Source organism: Rhodovarius lipocyclicus (assembly GCF_009900765.1).
In the GTDB taxonomy this organism is placed as follows: domain Bacteria; phylum Pseudomonadota; class Alphaproteobacteria; order Acetobacterales; family Acetobacteraceae; genus Rhodovarius; species Rhodovarius lipocyclicus.
This window is the reverse complement of record NZ_JAAABL010000067.1, coordinates 1-13878: the sequence shown is the minus strand read 5'-3', so window position 1 is coordinate 13878 and position 13878 is coordinate 1. Positions and strand designations below refer to the sequence as shown.

Annotated in this window: 16 protein-coding genes; 2 read left to right on the top strand and 14 right to left on the bottom strand. The window is 72.6% G+C overall.

Translation table 11 applies throughout. The features are described 5' to 3' along the window. From GT007_RS21210 to aroB, 8 genes are all read right to left on the bottom strand, one after another. Positions 1–458: Hpt domain-containing protein (locus GT007_RS21210; RefSeq protein ID WP_201451998.1), on the bottom strand; the 458-nt coding region annotated here is incomplete at its 3' end. Next, positions 448–1047 (bottom strand): response regulator, encoded by a 600-nt coding sequence (locus GT007_RS21205; RefSeq protein WP_160123668.1) that lies wholly within the window; start codon positions 1045–1047, stop codon positions 448–450. The genes GT007_RS21210 and GT007_RS21205, both read right to left, overlap by 11 nt. An 8-nt stretch (positions 1048–1055) precedes the next feature. Continuing rightward, positions 1056–2099, bottom strand: coding sequence for a chemotaxis protein CheB (locus tag GT007_RS21200; protein ID WP_160123667.1), 1044 nt, complete (start codon positions 2097–2099; stop codon positions 1056–1058). Then, the gene (locus tag GT007_RS21195; RefSeq protein WP_160123666.1) at positions 2096–3091 is read right to left on the bottom strand and encodes a chemotaxis protein CheW; all 996 of its coding nucleotides are present in this window, start codon (positions 3089–3091) and stop codon (positions 2096–2098) included. Before GT007_RS21195 ends, GT007_RS21200 begins: the two co-directional genes overlap by 4 nt. Further along, the gene (locus GT007_RS21190) at positions 3084–3782 is read right to left on the bottom strand and encodes a CheR family methyltransferase (RefSeq protein ID WP_160123665.1); all 699 of its coding nucleotides are present in this window, start codon (positions 3780–3782) and stop codon (positions 3084–3086) included. Before GT007_RS21190 ends, GT007_RS21195 begins: the two co-directional genes overlap by 8 nt. Before the next feature lie 73 nt (positions 3783–3855). Then, positions 3856–4179 (bottom strand): STAS domain-containing protein, encoded by a 324-nt coding sequence (locus GT007_RS21185; RefSeq protein ID WP_160123664.1) that lies wholly within the window; start codon positions 4177–4179, stop codon positions 3856–3858. A 34-nt stretch (positions 4180–4213) separates the two neighbouring features. Further along, positions 4214–4627 (bottom strand): ATP-binding protein, encoded by a 414-nt coding sequence (locus GT007_RS21180; protein WP_160123663.1) that lies wholly within the window; start codon positions 4625–4627, stop codon positions 4214–4216. Then, a complete protein-coding gene (gene aroB, locus GT007_RS21175; protein WP_236571795.1) occupies positions 4627–6321 on the bottom strand; it encodes a 3-dehydroquinate synthase in 1695 nt (564 codons plus the stop codon). The genes GT007_RS21180 and aroB overlap by 1 nt, the downstream gene beginning before the upstream one ends. 47 nt (positions 6322–6368) lie before the next feature. Here aroB and GT007_RS21170 point away from each other — a divergent pair, with 47 nt between their 5' ends. Beyond that, complete coding sequence (locus tag GT007_RS21170) at positions 6369–6521, top strand: hypothetical protein (protein WP_160123662.1); 153 nt, start codon at positions 6369–6371, stop codon at positions 6519–6521. Between the two features lie 37 nt (positions 6522–6558). On the opposite strand, the gene GT007_RS21165 is transcribed toward GT007_RS21170, so the two are convergent. From GT007_RS21165 to GT007_RS21140, 6 genes are read right to left on the bottom strand one after another with little or no spacing between them, the layout of a single operon-like run. Next, positions 6559–8001 (bottom strand): NAD(P)H-hydrate dehydratase, encoded by a 1443-nt coding sequence (locus GT007_RS21165; protein ID WP_201451997.1) that lies wholly within the window; start codon positions 7999–8001, stop codon positions 6559–6561. Then, a complete protein-coding gene (locus tag GT007_RS21160; RefSeq protein WP_160123661.1) occupies positions 7998–8381 on the bottom strand; it encodes a hypothetical protein in 384 nt (127 codons plus the stop codon). The genes GT007_RS21165 and GT007_RS21160 overlap by 4 nt, the downstream gene beginning before the upstream one ends. Before the next feature lie 58 nt (positions 8382–8439). Next, positions 8440–9312 (bottom strand): polyphosphate kinase 2 family protein, encoded by an 873-nt coding sequence (locus GT007_RS21155; RefSeq protein WP_160123660.1) that lies wholly within the window; start codon positions 9310–9312, stop codon positions 8440–8442. Beyond that, on the bottom strand, positions 9309–10514 hold the full coding sequence (locus GT007_RS21150; RefSeq protein WP_160123659.1) for an MFS transporter: 1206 nt from the start codon (positions 10512–10514) through the stop codon (positions 9309–9311). Before GT007_RS21150 ends, GT007_RS21155 begins: the two co-directional genes overlap by 4 nt. Beyond that, positions 10511–11353, bottom strand: coding sequence for an endonuclease/exonuclease/phosphatase family protein (locus tag GT007_RS21145; RefSeq protein WP_160123658.1), 843 nt, complete (start codon positions 11351–11353; stop codon positions 10511–10513). The genes GT007_RS21150 and GT007_RS21145 overlap by 4 nt, the downstream gene beginning before the upstream one ends. Before the next feature lie 37 nt (positions 11354–11390). Further along, the gene (locus GT007_RS21140; protein ID WP_160123657.1) at positions 11391–12296 is read right to left on the bottom strand and encodes a LysR substrate-binding domain-containing protein; all 906 of its coding nucleotides are present in this window, start codon (positions 12294–12296) and stop codon (positions 11391–11393) included. Between the two features lie 197 nt (positions 12297–12493). On the opposite strand from GT007_RS21140, the gene GT007_RS21135 reads away from it, so the two are divergent. Further along, positions 12494–13747, top strand: coding sequence for an MFS transporter (locus GT007_RS21135; RefSeq protein ID WP_160123656.1), 1254 nt, complete (start codon positions 12494–12496; stop codon positions 13745–13747). Positions 13748–13878 lie beyond the last annotated feature (131 nt).

The following is a 13878-nucleotide window of genomic DNA, read 5'->3' as shown; positions in this document are numbered from 1 at the left end:
GCCAGGGAGAGCAGGCTGGCCTTCAGCGGGTCGCCCGCCCGCGCCGGGGCCACGGGCGGGGTGGCAGCGGCGGGCGGCGGGGCCGGGGGCGCATCCAACAGGGCGGCCAGCGCCTCCAGCACCGGCTGAGGGGCGGGCACATCCTGGTCGCGGTCCAGCAGGGCGGCGCGGGCGGCGCGCAGGGCATCGGCGGCGGCCAGCAGCGGCAGGGCGGCGGCGTGCAGAGACAGTTTGCCCTGCCGCGCGGCGCCCAGCGCGTCCTCCGCGCGGTGGGCCAGCGCCTTCATGCCGGTGGCGCCCACCGCGTCGCTCATGCCCTTCAGCGAGTGGAAGGCGCGGAACAGCGCATCCACCGTGGGCCGGTCGGTGCCACCGCGCGTCAGCGTGGCCTCGATGGTGTCCAGGTGCTCCTCGCTCTCGGCGGCGAATTCGGCGCGCAGGCCTTCCTCAATCGGCATCGGCTACCCCCAGCACCTGGCGGGCGGCGGCCAGCAGCGCGTGGCCGCGCCGTTCCGCCATGTCCAGGCTGATGGCGCCGGAGGGCTTGGCCACCACCCCCGCCGCCCCCAGCCGCAGCGCGGTCAGCGCCACCTCGCTGCCCGGCTGCGCGGCGGAGGACACGACCAGCACCTCACCCGGCCCCGTCAGCGCCCAGCGGCGCAGCACACCGAGGCCGTCCAGCCTGGGCATCTCGATGTCGAGGAAGGTCAGCGCGGGTCGCAGCGCGGCCATGGCGGCCAGCGCGGCCTCGCCATCCTCGGCCTCGCCCAGCAGGGAAAGGGCGGGTTCGGCGGCGATGATCTCGCGGATCAGGCGGCGCATGGTCGGGCTGTCATCCACCACCAGCACGCCGTGGGTGGCGGGCGCGCCCAAGGTTCGCGGCAAGGCGGCCAGCGCCTCCGCGCTCATGTCGTCCTCGACGGGCGGCAGGCCCACGGCCTCGGCCAGGCCGCGCAGGGTGGCGCGCGCGGCCTCCTCCCCGCCCGCCAGCCGGGCGCAGGCGGCGTTCCATTCCTCCAGGAAGGCGGCGAAGAGTTCCTCGTCCATGCCGGGCATCATGGCCCGGCGGGCTGGCCGCGCACCAGCGCCTTGATCCGCTGGCCGATCTCGGCCGGGGTGCCGGTCTCGGCATCCGGCACGGCGGCCAGCAGCGCGCCGGGCATGCCGGGCACGACGCAGCTTTGGGGGCTCTGCGCCAGCAGGGTGAAGCCGCGCCGCGCCAGGGCGCCGGCGGCCTGGGCGCCATCCTGGCCCATGCCGGTCAGCACCGCCGCCACCCCGCCCCGCGCCGCGATCGCGGCCGAGGCGAACAGCACATCCACCGAGGGGTGCGCCGCGCTGGCCCGGGCCTGCAACCGCAGGGACAGCCCATCCGCCCGGCGCAGCAGCGCGCCATCCTGCCCGCCCGGGATCAGCACCGCCTGGCCTTCCTTCAGCCGCTGGCCATCCTGGGCCACCACGATGTCCAGGCAGGTCTGCCGCGCCAGGGCGCGGGCCAGGTCCGGCGCCATGGCGGCCGGCATGTGCTGGGCCACCACCACCGGCACCGGCAGGCGGCCCATGGCGTTGAACAGCTCCGCCAGCGCATCCGGCCCGCCGGTGGAGGCACCGATCACCACCACCTCCGCCGCGCCATGCGCCGTGCTGGGGGTGGGCGCGGGTTCGGGCGGGCGCGGCACCCGCCGGGCGCGCTGCGCGCCGCCCCAATGGCGCAGCCGCCCGCGCAATTCCCGGTCCAGATGCGCGAGGTCGAGGCCCCCCAGCCCGCTTTCCTTGCTCAGCCAATCCGCGGCGCCGGCCTGCATGGCGGCCAGCGCCATCGCCGAGCCCTCCTGCGTGTGGTGGCTGACCATGACGATGGCGGGGGGGGCCGCGCCGGCCATGATGCGGCGCGTGGCCTCCAGCCCGTCCAGCACCGGCATTTCGATGTCCATCGCCACCACATCGGGGGCCAGCCGCGCCACCTGGTCCAGCGCGGCGGCGCCGTCATTGGCCTCGCCCACCACGCGCAGGTCGCCCTCGGCCTCGATGATGCGCTTCAGCGCCAGGCGCATGAAGGCGCTGTCGTCCACGACCAGGACCTTGAGCGGCTCGGTCATGCGCCGCGCGCCAGCCAGGCGGGGGAGAGGATGGGGATCACCGCGTCCTCCAGCAGCGCGCTGCCCAGCAGGGGGTGGTCCAGACCGGCGGTGTTGGGGGTGATGTCGGCCAGGGGCACCGCGCGCAGCCCCTCCACGGCGGAAACCGCGACGGCGACCGGGCCCATCAGCCGCAGCATGGGGCATTCGCCCTGGACCAGGACGGGCGGCAGGGACAGGGCCTCGCCGCCATCCAGCACCGGCAGCACCCGGCCGCGATGGGAAACGACGCCCCGCACGGCATCCCCGCCCGGGGTGAGCGTCAGGGATTGCGGCGGCAGCAGCGCCTCCACCTCCAGCGCCGGCAGGGCGAAGCGTTCCGCGCCCACGCGGCACAGCAGCAGCGGCTGGGTGGGGGCAGGGGCCGGGGTGGCCGGGGACTGGGCGCGGGGGGCCAGGGGCAGCGCGGCCTCGGGGATGCAGGCGGTGTCGCCGGAGGCGGCATCGGGGGCGGCGTCCGTCGCCGGCAGGCCGAACAGCGCGCCCCGCCATTCCAGCAGGGCCAGCAGGGGGTTGTCGCCGGGCTCGCCCAGTACCAGCGCGGCCCCGCCCGGCACGGCGGCCAGCCCCGCCACCCCGGGCGGCGCGAAGGGCAGCGGCCGGATGGCGGGCATGGGCAGCAGGCGGCGCAGCAGCGCGCGCGGAATGGTCAGGGCCGGGGCATCGTGGCGCAGCAGCCGCATGCCGGGGCTCTCGCCTTCCCGCACGCGGCGGGCGGTGGACAGCGGCAGGCTCGGCAGAGCCTCACGCCGGGGGCGGGCGGCGGGTCGCGCCCGTTCGGGCCCCGGGGAGGCCCGCAGCGCCTGCCCGTCGAAGGTCCAGCGGGTGCCGGGGCGCTCGGCGATGCCCTCGGGGTCCTCCACCGGCCAGGCGAGGCCGCCATGAAAGCCCAGCAGCCCGCCCGGAAAGCGGCGCAGCGGCGGCGGACGGATCAGGCATTCCGGCTCAGCCATGGCGGTACAGCCCGGGCGCGAAGGGCAGGAAGGGCGCCCCGGCCGTGTCCGTGGGGCCGAGCCCCAGCAGCGCGCCCGGCCGCATATACCGCGCGAGGCCCGACAGCACCGCCTGTTTCGCCGATTCGGTCATGTAGATCAGCACATTGCGGCAAAGCACCACATCGAAACAGCCCAGATCCTCCGGCAGGGCCGTCAGGCTGGCGCGGCGGAAGCCCAGGCAGGCGCGCAGCGAAGGATGCAGGCGCGGCGCGCCGTCCGCGCCCTGGAACCAGGGCAGGTAATGCGCGGGCACCCCGGCCAGCGGCCGGCCCAGATGCGGGCCGATCTCTCCGGCCTCGGCCCCTTCCAGCGCGGTGCGGCAGATATCGAGGCCCAGCACCCGCACCTCCGCCCCCGGCGCATGGGCCTGGGCGGCGTGCTGGGCGATGGCGGCCAGGGTGAAGGCTTCCTCACCGGTCGCGCAGCCGGCGGACAGCAGGGCCAGGGGCCGCCCGGCCGCGCGCGCGGCCAGCACCAGCGGCGGCAGGGCCGCTTCCAGCGCCGCCAGCTGCTCCGGCGCGCGGAACAGGCTGGTTTCCTGCACGGTGGTGGCGTCCAGCAGGGCGGCCCAGCCGGAATCCTCCAGGCTGGGGTGCCTGGCCAGGTGGCGCAGCAGCGGGGCCGCGCGGTCCAGCCGTGCCTCCAGCACCAGGCTGGGGGCCAGCCCCGCCAGGTCCGACAGCCCGGCCAGGGCGCGGGTGCGCGGGTTCAGGGCAACTGGCTCAGCCCGCGGTGGCTTCCGCCACCGTGGCGAAGGCCGGGATGATCTTGTCGAAGCCCGAGATCTCGAACACTTCGCGCACCGCCGGCTGCAGCCCGGCCAGGGAGAACTTGGCGCCCTTGCCCTTGGCTTCCTTGGCCAGCTTCAGCAGCAGCCGCAGCCCGGCCGAGGAGACATAGCGCACCGCCGTCAGGTCCAGCACCAGGCCGGGGGCGGTCAGCGCCGGCAGCAGGGAAGCTTCGGCCTGCGGCGCCGTGGCGGTGTCGAGCCGCCCTTCCAGCTTCGCCACCTGAAGCCCGGCGGCGGAGGAGATGGTGATCTGCATGGTTCGTCCCGATCCTTGATCCGTTGAGTCTAACCTATTCCGCCGCCGCATCCAGGGTGATGCCGAGAATGTTGCGCCCATCCTCGCGCCGGTATTCCGCGCTGGCCGCCAATTGCCGCACCAGATGCACGCCCAGCCCGCCCGCCTCCCGATCCTCCAGCGCCGCATCCGTGTCCGGCTCGGCGCGGCCCAGCGGGTCGTATTCCGGCCCGTCATCGGTCAGGGTGAAGCGCAGGGTCGCACCCTCCAGCGCCACATCGGCGGTGAAGAAAGTGGCGCCGGTGGCGTGCATGACGACATTGGCCGCCAGCTCCTCCGCCAGCAGCATGAGGCGCGAGGCGGGCTTGATCGGCAGCTCCGCCTCATCCGTGAAGGCCTCCAGCGCGTCCAGCAGGGCGGTCACGCTGGCGGTTTCGGGCGGCAGGGTCAGGTGCAGGGGCGCGGCCATCAGGGGGCGCAGCCTTCTTCGGCCAGGATCTGGCGCACCGTGTCCTCCGGCACGCCATCGGCGGTGAACACGTCGCCCGCGCCGCGCATCAGGATGAAGCGCAGGGCGCCGTCGCGCGCCTTCTTGTCGGCGCGCATGCGGGTGATCAGGCGGTCGATGGAAAAGCCGCGCGGCAGGTCGCGGATGCGCGCGGGCCCGCCCATGGCGGCGATGTGCTCCACCACCCGCCCCGGCCATTCCTGCGCGCCATAGCCCAGCCGGGCCGACAGCATGGCCGCGAGGCCGAGCCCCACCCCCACCGCCTCGCCATGCAGCAGGGTGCCGTCGAAGCCGCATTCGGCCTCCAGCGCATGGGCGAAGGTGTGGCCCAGGTTCAGCAGGGCGCGGCCGCCCTCGGGCGCTTCCTCGAACTCGTCGGCGGTGACCACGGCGGATTTCAGCTTGCAGCTTTCCAGCACGGCATGGGTCAGGGCGGCCGAATCGCCCGCCAGGGCGGCGGCGCCATGGGCCTCGCACCAATCCCACAGCGGGCCTTGCAGCAGGCCGTGCTTGGCGACCTCCCCCCAGCCCGCGCGCAGTTCGCGCACCGGCAGGGTGGACAGGGTGGAGGTATCGGCCAGCACCGCGCGCGGCTGGTGGAAGGCGCCCAGCAGGTTCTTGCCCTGGGCGGTGTTGATGCCGGTCTTGCCGCCAACCGAGCTGTCCACCTGGGCCAGCAGCGTGGTCGGGCATTGCACGAAGGGCAGGCCCCGCAGCACGGAGGCCGCGGCGAAACCCGCCAGATCCCCCACCACGCCGCCGCCCAGCGCGATCACGGCGGTGCGGCGGTCCGGCCGCGCGGCCAGCATCGCCTCCACCACCCCCTGCCACACGGCCATGGATTTGGCGCCCTCGCCGGGGGCCACCACGCATTCGGCCAGGATGGAGAATCCGGCCTCCGCCAGGCCATGCCGCAAGGTCGCGCCGTGCGCGGCCATGACGTTGGTGTCGGAGACGATGATGGCCTTCTTCGACGGCAGCACCCCGGCCAGCAGCCCGCCCGCACGGGCCAGCAGCCCGGGGCCTGTCAGGATGTCATAGCCATGCCGGCCCAGCGGCACATGCAGCTTCGCGGGGGGGCGCCAGGTGCTCAACGCCTGTTCCACCCGGCGGGTGGTGGCGTCGGGGTGCTCATCGGTGCAATCCACGATCAGATCGGCCTCGGCAAACAAGGGGTGGCGGGCACTGGCAAGGCGTTCCAGCACCTCGGCCGGGTCCTGGTTCACGAACATCGGGCGGTGCTCGCGCCCCGCCACGCGGCGCTGCAGCACCGGCAGCGGGCAGCGCAGCCACACGCTGACGGCATCGGGCGCGGCCTTGATGGCGGCGCGGGTCGCGGCATCGGCGAAGGCACCGCCGCCGGTGGCCAGCACCAGCGGGCCCTCGGCCACCAGGCGGGTGATCACCCGGCGCTCGCCGTCCCGGAAATGCGGTTCGCCGTATTTGGCGAAGATCTCGGTGATGGGGATGCCGGCGGCGCTCTCGATCTCCACATCCGCGTCGCGGAAGGGCAGGCCGAGGCGCGCGGCCAGGCGGCGCCCGATCGAGGTCTTTCCCGCACCGGGCATGCCGATGAGGATGATGGATTTCCGCCGGGGAGCGGTATCCTCCTTGAGAGGCAGGGGCGTTTCCTGCTGGGCCAGGTTGCGTGACACGGCCCCCCGGTCTAGCACACCCAACCGCCAGGACTGAAAGGGACCCCTTGCCGATGTTTCGCCGGCCGATCCTGCTGATACTGTTTTTGCTGATCCTGGCCGCGGGTATCGGGCTGCTGGCGCTCGGCGCCTTCCCGCCCTCGGCGACCCCCACGGCGGTGGAACGGGTGCTGCCGAATGACCGGTTCAATGTGAGGTGAAGCGGGGGGCGTTGCCCCCGGCCCCCACCAGGGGGCTTCAGGGGCCACGCCCCCGTTCTTCCTCCCACCCCCGCAGCACCTGATACAGCGCCCCCGGCAGATCCTCCGCGATCAGGTGCGGCCCCGCCGCCATCCCCGCCGCCCCATGGGCGAACACCGCCGCGCAGGCGGCTTCGAAGGCTGGCATGCCCTGGGCCAGCAGCCCCGCCACCAGCCCCGCCAGCACATCGCCAGACCCCGCCGTGGCCAGCCAGGGCGGGGCGTTGCCGTTGATGGCCGCCCGGCCGTCGGGGGCGGCGATGACGGTATCGGCGCCTTTCAGCACCACCACCGCGCCGCTGGCCCGCGCGGCGGCCAGGGCGCGTGCGGGCTTGGGGCCCGGCAGGGGGCCGAACAGGGTGCGGAATTCGCCCTCATGCGGGGTCAGCACCAGGGGCGGAGCGCGGCGCAGGGCCTGGGGAGCGCCCGCCATCACGGTCAGGGCGTCGGCATCCAGCACCAGAGCGCGGGTGCTGGCCAGAAGCTGCTCCACCCGTGCCCGGGTGGCGGGGCCCAGCCCCGCGCCAGGGCCGATCAGGCAGGCCACCAGGCGCGGGTCGGCCAGCAATTCGCCGGGCATCTCGGCCACGCGCAGCAGGGGGGCGGTGACATGGGCGGCTTGCTCGGTCATCGCGGCGCGGTCGCCGGCCAGGGTCACGATGCCCGCGCCCGCGCGCAGGGCCGCCATGGCCGACAGGCGCGCGGCACCGGTCGCCAGGGCCGGGCCGCTCCAGACCAGGCAGGCGCCACGGGTGTATTTGTGGGCCCCGGCCCCCGGGCGCGGCCAATGTGCGGCCCATAAAGCGGGGTCGTTGCGGAACAGGGTGCCGGGCGCCTCCAGCAGGCCGATATCGGCCACCGTCAGCGCCCCGCAATAATCCCGGCCCGGCAGCAGCCAATGTCCGGGCTTGGCACGGTGAAAGGTGACGGTATGGGCAGCCCGCACCACAGCACCCGGGGCGGCGCCGGTGTCGGCATCCAGGCCCGAGGGCACATCCACCGCCAGGATGGGCGCGCCGTGCGCGTTCATCGCGGCGATGGCCTCGGCGGCCGCACCTTGGGGCGCGCGGTTCAAGCCGATGCCGAACAGGGCATCGGTGATCAGGGAGCAAGCGGGCAAGGCGGGACCGGCGACAGGGCCACTCCACAGGGCGGCGGCCCGGGCGGCATCGCCCTTCAGGGCGGCGGCCTCGCCCAGAAGATGCACGGAGACCCGATACCCGGCCTCCCGCAGCAGGGCGGCGGCCGCGAAGCCGTCGCCGCCATTGTTGCCGGGGCCGCACAGCACCGCGACCGTGGCGCCGGGCGGGGCCATGGCGCTGGCCTGCCGCGCCACCGCCGCCGCCGCGCGGCGCATCAGCACGAAGCCGGGGGTGCCGGCCGCCATCGCCGCTGCCTCCACCGCGCGCATCGCGGCGGCGGAGAGCAGCTCGGCGCTCATTCCACGCTGGCGACGACGAAGGTGTTCATCTCGCCCTCGTCATCCTTCACCGAGACATATTCCCCCGGCACGAAGCGGTGGCTGCCCAGGCGATAGCCGGTCTCGTCGTCGCTGGGCACATTGGGGTTGTAGTCGAACACCCAGCTGGACCCGCCCGCGCCGCCGGCGCGCAGCACCAGCAACCCGTGCTGATCGGGCTCATCATCCCAGAAGCGGCGGACGGCGCATTGCTCGCGCGCATCCTTCCAGGCTTCGGAATCGAGGGTACCGTCGGGCTTCAGGGGGGCGCGGAAGGAATAGCCGCGCGTGGCGCTGCCCTCCGGGAATTCCTTGCAGCGGGCAAGGGTAAGGGTGATGTGCTTCAGGCCGTCGGTGGTCATGGTGGTTCCTCTTCCTGGTCAACCTGCCCGGGCCGGGCCCGGTGCGCTTTGAGATAGATCAGCCCAGCAGCCGCCGGGCTTCCTCCAGCCGGGCCCGCGTCGCCTCGTCCGGTTCCGGATAGGCGAGGCCCAGCGGTTCCATCGCGGCCATGATGGCCTCCGCCACCACCAGCTGCATGAACCATTTGCGGTCCGCCGGCACCACATACCAGGGTGCATGGGGGGCGGCGGTGGCCTGGATCGCGTCCTGATAGGCCGCCTGGTATTCGGCCCAGTGCTGGCGCTCCATCACGTCGTCCGGGCTGAACTTCCAGTTCTTCGCCGGTTCCTCGATGCGGGAGAGGAAGCGGCGGCGCTGTTCCTCCGGCGAGACATGCAGGAAGAATTTCAGGATGATCGTGCCCTGGCGGGCGATGTAGCGCTCGGTGGCGGCGATATCCTCCAGCCGGTCGCGGAAGATATGCTTGCCCATCAGCTCCGGCGGCAGTTTCTGGCGTTCCAGGATGGCCGGGTGCACGCGGGTCACCAGCACTTCCTCATACCAGCTGCGGTTGTGGATGCCGATATGGCCCCGGCGCGGCAGGGTGGCGATGTGGCGGCGCAGATAATCCTGGTCCAGCTCCAGCGCCGTGGGGGCCTTGAAGCTGGTCACCTCGCAGCCCTGGGGGTTCAGGCCGGAGAAGACATGGCGGATGGTGCTGTCCTTCCCCGCCGCGTCCATCGCCTGGAAGATGCACAGCACCGCCCAACGGTCCTGGGCGTAGAGCTTGTCCTGCATCTCCGCCAGATGGCGCTGGGTGGTGTCCAGCAGCACGGCGGCTTCCTCGCGCTCCAGCGTCAGCCCGCCATCGTCCGCCGGGTCGTAATGCTTCAGCTTGAAGCCCTTGCCGTGCTCCACCCGATAGCGCTTCAACAGCTTGGCCGGTTTCATCGTGTCCTCCGCAGTGCCATCCAGGCGATGGTCGCGCCTTGCAGGATGATGCTGCCTGCCATCGCCCATGTGTAGCCCTGGGCATTCCAGCCGCCCGAAAGGTTGCGCGGCCACAGGTCCAGCACCGAGCCGATGCCGGTCTGCAGCACGAAGACCAGCGCCAGCATGATGGCGTTGACGGCGGTGGAAACCCGCCCCGCGACGCTGGGCGGATAGCATTGCGCGACCGCCGCATAGGCCGAGGACGCGCAGGAGCCGAACAGCGCGAAGCCCGCCCACAGCGCCGCCAGCGGCACCCCGGCATGGCCCGGCAGCAGCAGCAGGGACTGCACGCCCAGCATGCCGAACATGGCGATGACCGGCACGCTGAAGGCACTGCCGCCGCGCAGCTGCCAGGCGGTGCTGGCCTGGCCCATCAGTAGGTTCCCCGCCATGGCGCCCAGCGCATAGACCAGCAGCATGGCCGCCCGCGCACCCTCGTCCAGCCCCGCCACATCGCGCAGCCAGGGGCCGAGCCACAGGCTCTGATAGGTGAAATGCAGCCCGTTCAGCACGATGATGGCGGGCACCATGCGGATGAAGATGGGCGAGGCCACGATCGGCCCCAGCTCCTTGATCTCCTCGATCAGCGGGCGGTGGTATTCCCGCTTCGGGGAGGACGGCACGACCAGCGCGATGGCCACGGAAACCACCGCCGCCACCCCCGCCATCAGCCAGAAGGCGCCGCGCCAGCCGATATCGGGCAGCACCGCCTGCAGGGGCATGGTCATCAGCAGCCCGCCCGTGCTGCCCAGGAAGATGGCGATGCCGGTCAGCGCCGCCACGCGCTCCTTCGGGTACCAGGCGGTGTGCGCCTTCAGGATGCCGATCAGCGCCGAGGCCACGCCCATGCCGGTGAGGAAGCGGCCCGCCGCCAGGCTCCAGGGCCCGGCCGCCAGCGCCGAGACCACGAAGCCCGCGGCCGCCACCGCCGCCGCCACCGCCTGCACCCGGCGCGGCCCGTACAGGTCGAGCGCGACGCCCACCGGCAGCTGCATCAGGCAATAGGCCACGAACAGCGCCGCCGAGAGCAGCCCCAGATCGGCCGCCGACAGCCCGAATTCCAGCGCCAGCGCCGGGCCGATCATCGCCATCACCACCCGGCTCGCCTGGTTGATGAAATTGACGAAGGAGAGCGGGAAGGTGACGCGGAAGAAACTCACGGCAGGCGCAACCTCACGGAAACAGGGCAGTGATCCGAGAGGCGGTCCCTCGCATCCCGTTCGGCATAGACCATGACCCGCAGGCTGTCCCGCTGCATCCAGCCGCGCGCGGCCCCGCCGGCCAGGATGTGGTCGATGAAGGGCCGCCCGCCGCGCGCATTGGCGAAGCAGGGGCTGGACTGGCCTTCCGTCGCGCGCTCCAGCGGGGCGTTCAGGCGGCCGAGGAATTCGTCGTCGCCATCGCGCATGCGGCGGTTGAAATCGCCCATGATGAGGAAGCCCGCGCCCTCCCTCCGGCGCTGGGCGATCCAGCCGGCGAGCACGGCGGCCTGCTGGGCCAGATCCTCGCATTCGCGCGACCAGCCCAGCGCGCCCTCCATGCAGCCGGCCTTGAGGTGGATGGACAGCAGGCGCAGGCGGTTGCCCCCGGCCTCGATGGTGATGTCGGTGCCGCGGCGCAGGGAGAACCGTGCCTCCGGCCGCAGGTCGAGGCCCACGAGATCGGGGTTGCGGATGGCGCGCAGGGTGCGGCGCACGGCGAAACCGGCGCGTTGGGTGTCGTCCTCCTCCGGGAAGAAGAAGACATAGGCGCGGGGGTCGAAGATGCGGGCGGCGATCTCGGGGCCGTCCACCTCCTGCAAGGCGACCACATCGGCATCCAGGCGGCGGGCGTAGTCGCGCAGCAGGCGCCAGTCGGCCTCCGAGCGGCGGATGACGTCGCGCGGCAGCTCCGACGGCGGGCGCAGCGTAGCCCAGCCGATGTTCCAGGTGGCGAATTTGAGCTCCGCCGCGTGCAGCGGGGCGGCGAGGAGGAGCAGGACGAGGAGAAGAACGCGCATGAGGTGGGTATAGACGGGGTGCGGCCGGGCCGGGAGGTCACGCCCCCTCCCCTTCCTCCGCCACCTGCCTGATCTGCCGGATCAGCGCGCGCGTCGCCGGCGCCGCCTCGCCACGTCGGAAGGCCGCCGCGATGTCCGCCATCACCGCCGCCCCTTTCAGCGGCCGGTACACCACGCCGGGCAGGTTCAGGCTGCGGCACAGGCTTTCCGGCACCACGGCGATGCCCAGGCCCAGGCCCACCAGCGCCGTCACCGCGATCAGGTCCCGCCCGCGGTGGGAAACCCGGGGCGTGAAGCCGCCCCGGCTGCCCACCGCCATGGTGTGGTGGTGGAAGCTGGTGCCGGAATCCTGGTCCGGGATGATGAAATCCTCGCCCGCCAGGGCGGCGGGGGGGATGCTGTCCTCCGCCGCCAGCGGGTGGGTGGCGGGCAGGGCGATCAGCAGCGCCTCCCGGAACAGGCGGGCGGTGACGATGCCCGGCGGCGCCAGCACCGGCGGGCGGATCAGGCCGATATCCAGCCGCCCCTCGGCCAGGGCCTCCACCTGGGGGATGGACTCCATCTCATGCAGGTGCAGTTCCAGCTCCGGGTGGTCGCGGCGCCAGGCGGCGACGCTGCGGGCCAGCACGCCGGAATAGGCGGCCGAGGCGGTGAAGCCGATCTCGACCACGCCGCGTTCCCCGCGCCCGGCCTGGCGGGCCAGCAGGGCCGCGCGGTCCAGCTGGGCCATGGCAGGGCGGGTTTCCTCCAGGAAGATGCGCCCCGCATCCGTCAGCGCCACGGAACGCTTGGTGCGCTGGAACAGCCGCGCATCCAGCCGGCGTTCCAGCTCCTGGATCTGCTCGGTCAGGGAGGGGGGCGAGATGCCGAGCTTTTCCGCCGCGCGGGCGAAATGCAGCGTCTCCGCCACGGTCAGAAAGGCACGGAGGTGGCGCAGTTCCATGCAAGATGGCTCCTGACTATTCGGCCCAGCCTAATATTTTTGCACTGCAACAGGAATGACATCGGCGGCGGAAACGCCCATTTAATGGTCAGTGCGCTGTTGCTGCGCGCCAAGCCGGACCCATCAGCCCGCAAATGCGGCATCTGGGAACACGGTATCAGGGGGTGGTGTCCGCCATTGAAGGACCGCTGCCGCGTATGAGCCCGCCTGTCGCCGCCACCGACCTTGACGCCATCCCGGCGCGCCCCGCCGCCGAGACGCCGTTCATCGAGCAAGGCTCCGTCGAATTCCGCCTGACCACGATCGCGCTGTTCTGCGCGGGGCTGGCCACCTTCACCCTGCTGTATTGCGCGCAGCCGCTGCTGCCTGTCTTCTCGCGGGAGTTCGGGATCAGCGCGGCCAATGCCTCGCTGTCCATCTCCCTGCCCTCCATCGCGCTGGCCTTTGGCACGCTCATCTCCTCCTCCCTGTCCGAGGCCTGGGGCCGCAAGCCGCTGATGCTGGCCGCCGTGTTCTCCTCCGCGGCGCTGACGCTGGCCTCGGCCTTCGCGCCCAACTGGGAAAGCTTCCTGGTGCTGCGCACGCTGCAGGGCCTGGCGCTGTCCGGCCTGCCGGCCGCCGCCATGGCCTATCTGGCCGAGGAAGTGCACCCGCGCTCCATCGGGCTTGCCATGGGCACCTACATCAGCGGCAACGCGCTGGGCGGCATGGCCGGGCGCGTGGGCAGCGGCATGCTCAGCGACGTGCTGTCCTGGCACGCCTCCATGGGGCTGATGGGCGCGATCGGGCTGGTCTCGGCGCTGGTGTTCTGGCGCAGCCTGCGGCCGTCCCGCCACTTCCGCCCGCGCCCGCTGAACATGCGCGTGCTGGGCCAGGGCTTCATGACGCATCTGCGCGAACCCGGCCTGCTGGTGCTGTTCCTGGAAGGCATCGCCCTGATGGGCAGCTTCGTCACCATCTACAACTACATCGGCTACCGGCTGATCTCGCTGGAGGCGAGCCCGGTGATGGTGGGCCTCGTCTACACCACCTATCTGATCGGCATCGCCAGCAGCACCGTCATCGGCTCCCTCTCCGACCGGCTGGGGCGGCCGCGGCTGTTCTGGATCATGGTGTCCGTCATCATCGCGGGGCTGCTGGTGTCGCTGCACCATTCGCTGCCGGGCGCGGTGCTGGGGCTGGCCATCATCACCTTCGGCTTCTTCGGCGCGCATTCCATCGCCAGCGCCTGGGTGGGGCGGCGGGCCATCCGGGCCAAGGGCCAGGCGTCCTCGCTGTACCTGTTCTGCTGCTATGCCGGGTCCAGCGTGGTGGGCTCGGCCGGCGGGTGGATGCTGGCGGCATGGGACTGGGAAGGCGTGGTGGCGCTGGTGGGCGGCTGCATGCTGGTGGCTCTGGCCGGCGGGCTGTGGCTGTCGAAGCTGAAACCGGTGGCGCAGCCGGGGATGTAGGGGTCGCTCAGGGGCTTCGCCCCTGTTCAGACCGGACACATCCCTGACTGATGTTCGGAGAGATGGTTGACGGTTTTTGGGTGAGAGTTTCGCGGGAGCGGAGCGATGCCCTGGAAGCCTGTATCGATCAT

Bases quoted from the DNA above. Each gene is read 5' to 3' on its own strand.
- GT007_RS21205 (WP_160123668.1), bottom strand. From the start codon at position 1,047: ATGGACGAGGAACTCTTCGCCGCCTTCCTGGAGGAATGGAACGCCGCC.
- GT007_RS21200 (WP_160123667.1), bottom strand. From the start codon at position 2,099: ATGACCGAGCCGCTCAAGGTCCTGGTCGTGGACGACAGCGCCTTCATG.
- GT007_RS21185 (WP_160123664.1), bottom strand. From the start codon at position 4,179: ATGCAGATCACCATCTCCTCCGCCGCCGGGCTTCAGGTGGCGAAGCTG.
- GT007_RS21140 (WP_160123657.1), bottom strand. From the start codon at position 12,296: ATGGAACTGCGCCACCTCCGTGCCTTTCTGACCGTGGCGGAGACGCTG.
- GT007_RS21180 (WP_160123663.1), bottom strand. From the start codon at position 4,627: ATGGCCGCGCCCCTGCACCTGACCCTGCCGCCCGAAACCGCCAGCGTG.
- GT007_RS21155 (WP_160123660.1), bottom strand. From the start codon at position 9,312: ATGAAACCGGCCAAGCTGTTGAAGCGCTATCGGGTGGAGCACGGCAAG.
- GT007_RS21135 (WP_160123656.1), top strand. From the start codon at position 12,494: ATGAGCCCGCCTGTCGCCGCCACCGACCTTGACGCCATCCCGGCGCGC.
- GT007_RS21160 (WP_160123661.1), bottom strand. From the start codon at position 8,381: ATGACCACCGACGGCCTGAAGCACATCACCCTTACCCTTGCCCGCTGC.
- GT007_RS21165 (WP_201451997.1), bottom strand. From the start codon at position 8,001: ATGAGCGCCGAGCTGCTCTCCGCCGCCGCGATGCGCGCGGTGGAGGCA.
- GT007_RS21145 (WP_160123658.1), bottom strand. From the start codon at position 11,353: ATGCGCGTTCTTCTCCTCGTCCTGCTCCTCCTCGCCGCCCCGCTGCAC.
- GT007_RS21195 (WP_160123666.1), bottom strand. From the start codon at position 3,091: ATGGCTGAGCCGGAATGCCTGATCCGTCCGCCGCCGCTGCGCCGCTTT.